Annotated in this window: 8 protein-coding genes; 7 read left to right on the top strand and 1 reads right to left on the bottom strand. The window is 70.9% G+C overall.

The genetic code is table 11. From position 1 onward, the window contains the following. The 7 genes from Q7W29_02415 to Q7W29_02445 form a co-directional block, all read left to right on the top strand. Positions 1-3,419 (top strand): glucodextranase DOMON-like domain-containing protein (locus tag Q7W29_02415; protein MDO9170665.1); only part of this gene is annotated, 3,419 nt, incomplete at its 5' end. Next, complete coding sequence (traF, locus tag Q7W29_02420; protein MDO9170666.1) at positions 3,416-4,297, top strand: conjugal transfer protein TraF; 882 nt, start codon at positions 3,416-3,418, stop codon at positions 4,295-4,297. The genes Q7W29_02415 and traF, both read left to right, overlap by 4 nt. A gap of 1 nt (position 4,298) precedes the next feature. Then, the gene (locus Q7W29_02425) at positions 4,299-5,909 is read left to right on the top strand and encodes a hypothetical protein (GenBank protein ID MDO9170667.1); all 1,611 of its coding nucleotides are present in this window, start codon (positions 4,299-4,301) and stop codon (positions 5,907-5,909) included. Between the two features lie 71 nt (positions 5,910-5,980). Then, entirely contained in the window at positions 5,981-8,029 is a 2,049-nt protein-coding gene (locus Q7W29_02430; protein MDO9170668.1) for a glycogen-binding domain-containing protein, read from the top strand. 13 nt (positions 8,030-8,042) lie between these two features. After that, positions 8,043-8,486: a glycogen-binding domain-containing protein gene (locus Q7W29_02435; protein ID MDO9170669.1), complete on the top strand. Its 444-nt coding sequence runs from the start codon at positions 8,043-8,045 to the stop codon at positions 8,484-8,486. Between the two features lie 207 nt (positions 8,487-8,693). Then, positions 8,694-8,984 carry a DUF134 domain-containing protein gene (locus tag Q7W29_02440; GenBank protein MDO9170670.1) on the top strand — a complete coding sequence of 97 codons (291 nt, stop codon included), beginning with the start codon at positions 8,694-8,696 and terminating at the stop codon, positions 8,982-8,984. Position 8,985: 1 nt separating this feature from the next. After that, on the top strand, positions 8,986-9,369 hold the full coding sequence (locus tag Q7W29_02445) for a NifB/NifX family molybdenum-iron cluster-binding protein (protein ID MDO9170671.1): 384 nt from the start codon (positions 8,986-8,988) through the stop codon (positions 9,367-9,369). Between the two features lie 85 nt (positions 9,370-9,454). Here Q7W29_02445 and Q7W29_02450 read toward each other — a convergent pair. Beyond that, the coding region (locus Q7W29_02450; GenBank protein MDO9170672.1) for an alpha-amylase family glycosyl hydrolase at positions 9,455-12,279 on the bottom strand (2,825 nt) is incomplete at its 5' end.

Consider the following 12,279-nt stretch of genomic DNA (forward strand, 5'->3'; position numbering starts at 1 on the left):
ACGGGCCCGTCGGGCGGCTGCCGGTGGTCGTGATCCCCGGCGTCACGGTGTCGTGGCGGATCGCCGCCTCGGCGGGCACCGCCGGCATCGCCGTCCCGGCGACGATCGTCGCCCAGCTGATCGACGCCTACGGCAACCCCACCGCGGACGCCGGCGTCCCGCTGACCTTCATCGCCTCCCCGGCGACACTGGGCGCGTTCGCCGCCCCGTCGACGCAGAGCGGCGCCGACGGCCGGGCCACCGCCGTCTTCCAGCCCTCCGGCCTGGCCGGCGTGGTGACGCTCGACGCCGCCTCGCCGTCGTTCCCCGTCGAACCGGTCCTGCTGCAGCTGCGCGACGTGGCCGTCGAGACGGACCCCGACTGGCGGAACGAGCCGGAGGACCACAACAGCTTCGACACGGTGGACCTCACCGCCGTGGTGCTGGACAACACGCTGGACGAGCTGCGGCTGGAGATCCCCTTCGTCACGGACTGGGCCGGCGTCCAGCTGCACGTCCTGCTGGAGACCAACGCCGACGCGGGCGGCGCCGCCAGCGACCCCTTCGTGATGCCCGTCAACTACGGCCACGCGCTGCGGCCCGACTACGCCCTGACCTCGAAGTACTCCGCCAACGACTACGGCGACTTCCGCAAGGCGTCCGGCGCGGGCTGGCAGTTCTGGAGCACCGCCACGGCGACCTTCGAGGACTCCCCCGGCACCAACAACATCCAGGACAGCTGGGTCGAGATCACGGCCGACGCGGTGCGCATCACCATCCCGTTCGCGGCCCTCGGCGGCGCGCCCGATTCGCTGCGCTGCGAGGTCTACGCCACGCAGGAGGACGGCGGCCAGAAACGCTCGGCCTTCGACTCGGTCCCGCCCGACGCCACCCTCGACCTGGACTTCGACTACCTCGACCCGCAGGCGGGCGACTGGGAGTCGACGGTGCTGCCGACCACGCTCTCCGCCTGGGGCCGCACCTACGTGGTGAAGACCGACTTCCCCACGCCGCCGACGGTGACCGAGGCCGCCGCCGCGCCCGCCGAGCTGGCGGCCGGCTCCCCCTACGTGCTGACCGCCCGGGTGCAGGACGCCGGCGACGGCGTCGGCGACGTGCTGGCCGACCTCTCGGCGACGGCGGGAGCCGCGCTCGCGCGCATGCACGACGACGGCGAGACCGCCCACGGCGACGCCTTCGCGGGCGACGGCGTCTACAGCCTGCGCGCGACGGTCCCTCCGGGCAGCCCGGGCGGCGAGCGGGAGCTGGCGGTGCTGGCCTACGACGCCGCCAACCGCGTGGCGACGCGCGCCGCGGCGCCGGTGCTGATCACCGCCCAGGTCGAGATCCTGCGCAGCACGCTCGACCCCGAGGGCGACGACCACGGCCCGAACCAGCCGGACCAGGCCCTCAAGTACTACACCTACCCGACCAACGCCGTCTTCGTGCCCGGCGCCTTCGACCTGCGCTCGCTGGACGTGTACGAGACCACGGCCGTGGTGGCCGGGCGGCCGGTCGCGATGCTGGCCTTCGAGATCGGCGTCGGGGACTTCCCCAACCCGGCCGACCCCGGCATGGCCGACTGGAACCCCTCCTACGGCGAGATGAACATCCAGAAGCTGGACCTGCTGATCGACAGCGCGCCGGGCGGCGCGACGACGGGCCTCCCCAACCGCCGCCTGGACCTGCAGCCCTGGAACGCCTGGGACTACGCCGTGATCATGGACGGCTGGTTCAAGGCGCTGGTGCCCTCGCTGGGCCTGAACTCGCTGGACGCCTGGCGCGAGAACGCCCTGCGCAACGACGTCGACATGCAGTTCTCCGGGGACTTCGACCGCAACACGATCACCGCCCTGGTCTCCAAGGCGGCCCTGGGCAACCCCAGCGCCGACGACGTGCGCAACTGGAACATCGCCGTGCTGATGTCGAGCCACGACTTCGGCGGCGAGGAGGTCCTGGGCGGCGTGCGCTGGGTCAACGAGTCGCGCAGCGAGTGGAACTTCGGCGGCGGCCACTACACCGACCGCGACGCCAACGTCATGGACCTGCTGCTCTCCCCGGGCGCCGGCCGCCAGCCGGGCCTGCCCCAGGAGCAGATCCTGGACTACGACCGCCCCGAGGCGCTCGACCGCCTGAACCAGGGCCTGGCCGCCTGCTCCCTGGAGATATCCGCCTTCGAGGACACCGGCCCGCCGGTGATCCGCATCGTCAAGGACTACGGCGAGGTCGTGCGCCGCACGCCGCTGCGCGACGCGCCGATCGCCTTCACCCTGGAGATCAGCGACGACTACGCCGTCGACCACGCCACCTTCCGCTACCGCCCGAGCAACGCCGCCGGCGGCTGGTCGGCGGAGTCGCCCATGGGCTACGTGGGCGACGACCTGTGGAGCGTCGACATCCCCGCCGACTGGCTGGACGCGAACCTGGTCTTCTCGCCCGTCGACGGCACGCGCTACCTGGAGTTCCAGGTGGAGGCCGTCGACGCCAGCGCCGAGCACAAGACCACCGTCTCGCCGGTGACCACCATGCAGATCGAACAGACGGCCGAGAGCCTGCGCCTGTTCGCGCCGCTGGTCGCGGGCGAGGTGCGGTTGCGGCAGGTGGAAGGTTCGACGCTGGTGCTGGACGACGTCCTGCGCGGCCTGCTCGTCGAGCTCTACCGCGACGGGACGGGCTCGACCCTGACGGCCGACAGCCTGTCCAGCGTCCTGGAACTCGCCTGGGAACTGCGACGGGTCCCGGACGGCGTGCGCTCCGCCCCCGCCACCACCGAGGCGCGGCCGCTGGGCGTGACCCGCGAGGTGCGCCTGGATCTCGGCGGGGCGGCCGGGTCCCTGCTGCCGGATCTGCCGCTGGACGGCCGCCTGCCCGGCCCGCTGTCGCTCACGCTGCACTACATGCAATCCGACCTGCCGGCCGGCGCCGACGAGGACCAGGTCGCGGTCTTCGAGTACCACGCCGCGGCTAACCGCTGGGTCCTGGTCGGCGGCAACGTCAACCCCGACGGCAACGAGGTCACCGTCAACACCGACCACGCCGGGACCTACGGCCTGTTCTGGGCCCGCGACCTCGGCTACGACACGGGCGAGGTCGTCTCCGGCGTCACCATCTCGCCGAACCCGTTCTCGCCCAACGGCGACGGGCTCTACGACCAGACCACGATCAGCTTCTACCTCGACCGCGAGGCCTCGATCACGCTCGAGGTCTACAACATCGACGGCAAGCTCAAGACGCGGCTGCAGGAGACCGTCTCCTACACCGGCGACGACGACGCCCAGGGCCGCCCCCGCCGCGTCGCCGGCCTGATCTGGGACGGCACCGACGCCAACGGCGACCCGGTCCCGTACGGCGTGTACGTGCTGCGCCTGCTGGCCACCTACCAGGTGGGCGGCGGCAACCGCACGATCGGCAGCAACCATCCCGTGGCGGTGATCCGATGAGAAGAACCACGACGCGGCGGGCCCTGCTCGCCCTCCTGCTGGTGCTCGGCGCCGCCCAGGCGGCCCACGCCGACTTCCGCCACGCCCGCCTGGGCGCGCGGCCGCGGGCGCTGGGCTCGGCCTTCACGGCCTTGAGCGACGACCCCAACGCGGTGTTCTGGAATCCCGCGGGCCTGTCGCGCGACGACCGGACCTCCCTCACGCTCTGCCGGGCCTGGGCGTACTCGGCCGAGGGGATCCGCGACGACGACCTGATCGTGACCTCGCCGGACCTGTGCGGCCTGCGGGTGGGCCTGGGCATCATCCGCGTGGGCATCGACGACCTGCTCTACGAGGACACCTACGCCCTGGCCGGCGCGATGCGCGCCCCATGGATCGAAGGGCTCTCGTTCGGCGTGACGGGCAAGGTCCTGCGCCTGGCGGCGCCGGGGTACGAGCCGCTGAACGACCCCGCCTACAACGGCGGCGACATGGACTTCGCCGTGGACCTGGGCTTCCTCTACGACAGCGGCCGGGCCTGGACCCTGGGCGGCGTGGTGCAGAACCTGAACGAGCCGTACCTGCAGCTGCTGGAGACGACGGTCGACCCCGACCCCGTGTACAGCACCATCGCCCTGGGCGGCAGCTACCTGTTCCGCGAGACGCTGCGGGTCAGCGGCGACGTGCGCAGCCGCGAGGGCGGCTGGGGCGACACGACGCTGCACGGCGGCGCCGAGATCTGGTTCTTCGACGCGCTGGCCCTGCGTGCCGGCCTCGCCGCCGGCCAGGTGACGATGGGTTTCGGCCTGCAGGACGTGCGCTGGCAGCTCGACCTGGCCCTGGAGTCCGTCGAGCACGTCGGCAACGTGTACATGCTCTCTTTCACGGTGAGGGACTGACGTGAAGTCAAGCTGGCGACGCTGCGCGCTCCCGCTGCTGGCGGCGGCCCTGACGGCCGCCGCCGCGGCGACCGCCGCGGCGGCGACGAAGCTCGAGGGGTACTACTCGATCTGGTCCGCCGCCGACCGCACCGACCGCAACTGGCACTTCGGGATGCCCTCGCACTACGCGGAGCTGAAGTTCCTCAACAACGCCAGCGAGGGCGTCGAGAGCTTCGTCAAGCTGCGCGTCAACGCCAACAGCGACGACGACCGCACGTCGTTCGTCGAGTACTACACGCCGCCCTGGATCGCGGCCGAGGGGCACATCAAGTTCCGCAGCAAGAGCACCGAGACGATCCTCTTCTCGCGCCAGAACCACTTCTGGATCAACGACGAGCCGCTGTTCGGCCTGGTCAGCGACGGCAAGCTGAAGAACGACAGCTACGGCCCGCAGTCCCAGGGCGTGCGCTTCGAGTTCTGGGACCGCAAGCTGCCCTGGCTGGGCACCTGGGGCGGCACGGCGATCTACAGCGACGACGGCGGCACCCACAACTGGGGCCAGGGCGACGTGCGCGACGGCGTCGACTCCTGGATCGTGCGCGTGCGCAACCGTTCCTGGGGCGACCGCCTGGTGGGCGGCCTGATGTTCCTGCGCAAGGACTGGACCGACACCGGCGCGCCGCTGGCGACCTCGCGGCTCGGCCTGATGAACAACCAGGTCTACGAGGCCGACCTGGCCTTCTTCCCTCACGACCTGGTCGCCGACGGCCTGCACCTCGGCCCGCTGGACCTGGAACAGTCGCGCTGGACGCTGGAGTACGCGGTGAGCCGCGTGCCCTACCAGGAGCACGTCAGCGGGCACTCCACCGAGCAGAACCGCCTGTTCGGCGCCGAGGTGCGCGACATCCACGTCGGCAACCTCATCCTGCACGGCTGGTACCACGACGCCGGCGAGAACTTCCGCGACTTCCTCTCCGGCCGCTGGGACGACGAGCGCAAGTACAACCGGATCACCCAGCACGCCGAGGGCGTCTTCTTCGTGCCGCGCAAGGCGATCACCGCCAAGGTCGCCTACGACAAGGAGCGCCTGCGGGTCCCGGACGAGATCGGCTTCGGCCTGCGCCCGGCCGAGACCTGGTACGGCGAGGTCTACGTCGAGTTCATCAAGGGGTTCAAGGGCAAGACCATCTACAAGCGCTGGCACGGCTTCGACGCCGACTCCGACGTCAACGCCTACGCCACCTACCCCGACCTGTTCGCCGAGCTGTCGGTCGAGAACTTCCTGGCGAAGATCCGCCTGCAGTTCCGCCTGCACGACTTCGACACCTTCCGCGAGTCGAGCGCCTACGGCTTCGACATGAACGTCAACATCACCGACAAGGTGAAGGGCTACCTGCGCATGCTCGACGCCCGCGACAGCGTCGAGGCGCGCCAGACGGCCTTCGCCCAGCTGAAGTACGACCTCGGCTACGGCGCCGAGTTCTACTTCGAGTACGGCGACCCCGGCCAGTCCGACAACATCGTCTGGACGGACTGGTTCATCGGCTTCGTGGATCCGGACGCCAGCCGCGCCCCCGGCAGCCGGCTGTTCAAGGACCGCCTGGCGATGTCCTTCCGGACCTGGTTCTGACCGACGCCGCGCGGCCCGCGGGCCGCCTGTCCCCGCCGGCGCCGCCGGCGAGACCCGATAGGGAGCACACGATGCGCAAGCACGATCCGATCCTCCTGGCCGCCGTCCTGCTGCTCGCGACCCTGCTGTCCGCCGCCCCGCCGGCGGCCGCGGCCGTCAAGAGCGTGCCCGTCGGCGTGAAGTTCACCCACCAGGCGCCCGGCGCGGGTGCGGTGAACCTGGCCGGCTCGTTCAACGGCTGGGACGCCCAGCGCCACCCCCTCACCGACGAGGGCGGCGGCGTCTGGTCGATCGTCATGGCGCTGAAGCCCGGCAAGTACGAGTACAAGTTCGTCGTGGACGGCGCCTGGTTCGCCGACGCGGAGAACCCGGACTCCACGCCCGACTCCTACGGCGGCACCAACTCCGCGATCCAGGTGGGCGACGACGGCAAGCTGGTCGCCGTGGCCGCCTCCGCCGCGAAGGCGCCCCCCGCCACGACGCTCAACCCGAAGCTGACCTACAGCGGCCGCTACCTGGGGCGCTACCTGGCCTGGAAGGACCGCGACGGCGACCCCCGCTTCCGAATGGAGCGCCCCGAGCAGAACGTCGACCTCAACTTCGACACCAAGGTGAGCGACGTCGTCGACGCCTACACCCGCCTGCGCCTGGACAACACGACCAACGTCGTGCTGAACAACATCCACGCGCAGCTCGACGAGGGCGCGGTCGACGTCCACCCCGGGCCCTACCGGGTCCTGGGCTACTGGGACATGGAGGCCCTGCAGCTGGGCGATCCCCTGAGCAGCGGCGGCGACGTGGACCTGCCCGGCACGATCCTCGACGACCACCTCATGGCGGGCAAGGGCACCGCCGGCGTCGTGGTCAGCGGCGCCCCCTTCGGCCTGCTGTACGAGGGCTTCTTCGCCGACGTGCACGACGCGGACTACTACAACGACATCAACCTCTACGACAACACCGGCCGCGACATCTTCGGCTCGCGCCTGTCCCACCGGGCGCTGGGGCTGACCTTCGGCGTCCCGCTGTACCTGCAGCGCGAGCTGGTGTGGGTGGACCTGACCAGCCAGCTGGGCCAGCCCGACGGCACCGGCATCGCCGCCCTGGACCGCTACCTGGACCGGACGGGCGACACGAGCGACTGGTTCGAGCTGGACCGCCTCGACATGCGCCTGGGCTTCGACCTCACGCGCGAGCTGTCGGGCGGCCGCGGACGCGCCCAGCTGGAGTGGCTGTACGCGGCGGCCGACGAGCGCTTCGTCACCGGCAACCGCACCGGTTTCAACAGCACCAACGGCCAGGTCGACGTCGACCTCGCCACGCGCGCCTTCCGCATCTGGCACGCCTCGCTCGAGCAGACCCTGCGGCCCGGCCGCTCGGTGAACGTCGAGCACACCTACGTGTCCGAGAGCGGGGCGCAGCCCGGCGAGGTTTCCACGGGCTTCCTGTTCCTGGACCAGGCCAGCGCCAGCAACCGCGTCTACATCGGCATCGGTGCGGCGCGGCCCTCGCAGACGACGGAGTACACCGAGCTGACCTGGCGCGAGGAGGCCGAGGACCGCAGCCACCTGCTGTGGGTGCAGCGCTCCGCCGCCACCGCCGACTTCGCCGCCGCCGGCCGCGCCGCACCCGACGGCGGGGCGACGGCCGACGCGACGGTCTGGACGGTGGCGACCCGCCACACCGTCGGCACGCCGGGCGACACCTGGGGGCTGTGGGACCTGGAGGGCGCCTGGACGGACGCCGACGACGACATCGCGTCGATCCACGGGCACACCCTGGAGGGCATCCTGCGCGCCGACCGGCAGGTCTCGCGGCGCATGCACGCGCTGCTGAACCTGCGCTGGATCGACTACAACGTGGACGACGTCGGCGGCGGCGACGACGATTTCTTCGCGCCCTGGCTCGGCCTGCAGTACCTGCCCAGCCCGCGCCTGGACGTGACCTTCTTCTACGGCGTGGACCCGCTCGACTTCGGCATCGACTACGACGGCCGCGAGATCGGCCGCTGGCGCTACCGCCGCCAGTACGTGCAGGACCACGCGGGGACCACGAACCTCGACGCCGAGCGGGCGCTCGCGGACGTCCAGGTCATGGGGATCCGCGCCAACATGCGCTTCTAGGAACGGGAGTGAGATGAGCAAGCACCGACGTCCGCGACTGCTGCGCCCGGCCACCCTGCGCCTGGCCGTCCTGGGCCTGGCCGCCCTGATGCTGCTCGGCGGCTGCGGCTACATGCGCGTGATCCGCACCCGCGTCCCGCCGCCGAAGCGCCTGGACGACGGGCTGGTCCGCTTCTTCTACGAGGCGCCCCAGGCCAAGCACGTCAACCTCTGCGGCAACTGGGACGAGAACGACTGGTGCGGCACCCGCGGCACCGGCCGCTTCGACCACGAGCTCGGCGCCATGCAGGACGACGACGGCGACGGCGTCTGGGAGATCGAGATCCGCCTCGAGCCCGGCCGCTACGAGTACAAGTACGCCGTCGACTGGGGCATGCGCTGGGAGCAGGACCCGAGCAACCCTACCGGCAGGGACGACGGGTTCGGCGGGCAGAACTCGATTTTAATCCTGAAGTAACTCCATCGAGACGAGCGTGACAGGGGACGCGCTCCGGGCACCTCGTGTGCCCGGAGCGCTTGGCCTTCCGGCCTTTCCGCCATCCTGGCTTCAAGGCCTTCAGGACACCCCTGTCACGCTCGTCTCGATGGGGGGCAGGCGGGGATTGCGAGTTGACTGGAGGCGGGCTGGGCTATATTGTGCATATGCACATTACGAGGAGGACTTGTGCCACGGCCCTGCAAACACCGCTGCTGCCGGCGCTACGACGCGGATCGGGTCTACAAGCCCCGGGGAGTCCCGATGCACGAGTTGGGCACGACGCGGCTGGCGCTGGACCAGTTCGAGGCCCTGCGGCTGTGCGACCTCGAGGGGCTGGACCAGGCGGCGGCCGGCGAGCGGATGGGCGTGTCCCGGGGCACCGTCCAGAGGCTTCTGAAGAGCGCGAGAAGGGACCTGGTCGCGGCGATCCTGCGCGGCGACGCCCTGCTGGTCGCGCTCGCACCACGGGAGGATTGACATGAAGGTCTGCATCCCCACCAACGAGGGCACCGGCCTGGCCGACACGCTGTGCGGCCACTTCGGCTCGGCGCCCTGGTTCACCCTGTGCGACAGCGAGAGCGGCGAGGTGGAGGTGCTGCGCAACACCAACGCCCACCACTCCCACGGCACCTGCCACCCGCTGAGCCAGCTCGACGGGCAGCGCTTCGACGCGCTCGTGTGCCTGGGCATGGGACGGCGAGCCCTGGACATGCTCAACGCCCAGGGCCTCAAGGTCTACCGGCCCAGCGCCGCCACGGTCGGCGAGGTGCTGGCGGAGATCCGCGCCGGGTCGCTGCGCGAGCTCGACGCCGCGCACGCCTGCGGCGGGCACGGGCACGGCCCCCACCCGCACGACGCCTGACCGGGCTGCGAAGGCGGCACGGATGAAGGAAGCCCGGCGCGTCCCCCGACGCGCCGGGCTTCACCATGTCGGTCCGGGCGCGGGCCTAGTTCGCCAGCACCGCCCCGCTCATCGCGGGCAAGGTGACCTCGACGTCGCCCTGGCCGAGGTCCAGGGTGCGGCCGCTGGTCAGCGACCCGCCCTCGACGCTCGGGAACCAGTCCGGCCCGGCCACGACCTTGTAGACCGTGCTGCCGTCGGCGGGCAGCGCCGCGGCCAGCTGCGCCGCGGTCAGGGTCAGGGTGACCGGCTGCGCGCCGTTGTTCAGCAGCACGACGGCGCCCTTGGTGCCGAGCCGGCGGGCGAAGGCGTAGAGCGGGCCCTCGGCCGCGAGCGTCGCGAACTCGCCGCGCGCGAGCACCTGGTGGTCGCGGCGGAAGCGCGTGATGGTGCCGTAGTAGTCGCGCAGCTTCGCCTTGCGCGGGTCGTTCTCGTAGCGCCAGTCGAAGGGGCGGCGGCAGTCGGGGTCCTTGTCCCCCTCCATGCCGATCTCGTCGCCGTACCAGATGTGCGGCATGCCCACGTAGGTCATGGCGAACATCGCGGCCAGCATCTGGCGGCGGACGTCCTTGCTGGTGGTCAGGAAGCGCACGGTGTCGTGGCTGTCGATGAGGTTCATCATCGTCTGCACCGACTGCGGCGGGTAGACGAAGCGGCCCGGGGACAGCCGCTGGTCGAAGGTCGCGGCGTCGATGCGGCTCTGGCCGAAGAACTCCATCACGGGGTCGCGGAAGTACTTGTAGTTCATCGTGGCGTCGAAGCAGTGCGGCCCGATCCAGCTGCCGGCGTTGCCCCAGATCTCGCCCACCAGCCAGCTGTCCGGCTTGATGCGCTTGCAGGCGGCGTTGAACTCCTCCCAGAACCAGAACGGCACCTCGTTGGGCACGTCCAGGCGGAAGCCGTCGATGTCCAGGTCGCCCAGCCAGTACTGCGCGACGCTCAGCACGTAGTCGACCAGCGGCTGGTTGACCTGGGCCTGCGCGCGGTCGCTGACCCCGTTCTCGGCGCTGTTGGGGCGCGAGAGGTCCCAGTTCAGGTTCGGGTGCAGCCCGAAGCCCCACCAGCAGTCGTAGTAGTCGGCCGCCGTGAAGTCGCGCGAGGCCGGCAGCGGCCAGCGCTTGAACTCGTACCAGTTCCAGTACGGCGAGTCCTTGCCCTTCTCGACCGCGTCGCGGAAGGCGTAGTGCCAGTTGCCGGTGTGGTTGAAGGCCATGTCCACCACGATGCGGATGCCGCGGCCGTGCGCGTCCTGCACGAAGGCCTTGAAGCCCGGCTCGTCGGCGAAGTGCGGGTCGACCGTGTTGTAGTCCACCGGGTCGTACTTGTGGTTGCTCATCGCCTGGTTCAGCGGGTTGAAGTAGATCACCGTCACGCCCAGGTCCTGCAGGTAGTCCAGCTTCTCGCGCACGCCGGCGATGTCGCCGCCGTAGAACGAGTAGTAGTCGGGCTTGCCGTCGGTGCGGTAGGGGCTGCGCACCAGGCCGGAGGCGTCGTTCCAGTCGGCGACCAGGTGGAAGTACTCGCCGTTGGTCGTGCCCGAGGCGGGCAGCTTGTTGACGCCCTGGTACCAGGCCTCCGAGAAGTCGGGGTCGTTGGCGGGGTCGCCGTTGCGGAAGCGGTCGGCGAAGATCTGGTAGATCACGCCGTCCTTGGCCCAGTCGGGGGTCAAAAACGGCGGGTGGACGGCGCGCGTGTAGCGAAAGGCCGCCGCGGGCCGCTCCGGCGACGGGCCGGCCGCGCCCAGCCAGGCCTGCGCCGCGCCGTCGGCGTAGCGCACGGCGTACTCCAGGACGGAGTCCGCCCCGGGCAGCGTCACGCGTGTGCGGTAGTACTGGTAGGCGGGGTCGTGCTCGGCCTCGGTCATCGGCGCGGTCCGCCAGTCGCCGCCGTCGACGCGGTAGGACAGCTCTACGCTCTCCACGTCGTTCAGGTGCGCGCGGGCGGTCAGCTCGATCTCGGTCTCGGTCAGGGGGTTGCAGGTCGAGTAGTCGAAGACCGGCTCGAGGTCGTCGGTGTAGACCTTGCCGTCGCCGCGGGCGATGGCCACGGCCGAGAAGCTGTCGTCCACCTCGAGCACCGAGTTCTGGCCGCCGAAGCCGTCGTCGCGGCCCTCAGGGTTGGCCGGGTCCTGCTTCCACTGGCCGTCGACCACGAACTTGTACTGGTAGCTGCCGGGCTGCAGCAGCAGCGAGGTCTCCCAGACGCCGTCGCCGTCGGCGTCCGCCAGGCGCTGCTTGCTGTCGTTCCAGTCGTTGAAGGTGCCGGCCAGGAACACGTCCTTGGCCGACTTGCCCGCCGCGTACTTGAAGGGCACGGTGCGGGTGCCCGTGGCGGCGCGGACGGCGGCCGATTCGGCCGCCTTCAGGGGCGCCGCCCCCGCCTTGACCACCACCAGGGAGTTGTTGCCGCCGAAGCCGTCGGACTCGACCGCGGCGTTGCCCGGGTCCTGCTGCCAGTTGCCGTCGACCACGAACTTGTACTGGTGGTTGCCGGGGGCCAACGGAACCACGGCGCTGTACGTGCCGTCGTTCTCGGGGTCGGTCAGGCGCAGGGCCGCGTCGCTCCAGCCGTTGAACGAACCGGCCAGGAACACGTTCTGCACGCCCGAAATGACCGGCGTGTAGGTGAAGGTGACGTCGACCGGGGCGCCGCCGGCGGCGGGCGCGGGCGTGGGCGTGGACACGGGAGCGGGCGCCGGCGCGACGGCGGCACCGCCCGCGCCCACGGTGATCACGGAGTTCTTGCCGCCGAAGCCGTCATCGACGGCCTCGGGGTTCTGCGGGTCCTGCTTCCAGTTGCCGTCGACGACGAACTTGTACATGTAGCGGCCGGGGGCCAGCTCCACGTCGGCGGTGTAGACGCCGTCACCGT

The sequence above is a fragment of the bacterium genome (genome assembly GCA_030654305.1).
Taxonomy (GTDB): domain Bacteria; phylum Krumholzibacteriota; class Krumholzibacteriia; order LZORAL124-64-63; family LZORAL124-64-63; genus PNOJ01.

Excerpts from the sequence above, each read along its gene's own strand:
- Q7W29_02445 (MDO9170671.1), top strand. The coding sequence starts at position 8,986 with ATGAAGGTCTGCATCCCCACCAACGAGGGCACCGGCCTGGCCGACACG.
- traF (MDO9170666.1), top strand. The coding sequence starts at position 3,416 with ATGAGAAGAACCACGACGCGGCGGGCCCTGCTCGCCCTCCTGCTGGTG.
- Q7W29_02430 (MDO9170668.1), top strand. The coding sequence starts at position 5,981 with ATGCGCAAGCACGATCCGATCCTCCTGGCCGCCGTCCTGCTGCTCGCG.
- Q7W29_02435 (MDO9170669.1), top strand. The coding sequence starts at position 8,043 with ATGAGCAAGCACCGACGTCCGCGACTGCTGCGCCCGGCCACCCTGCGC.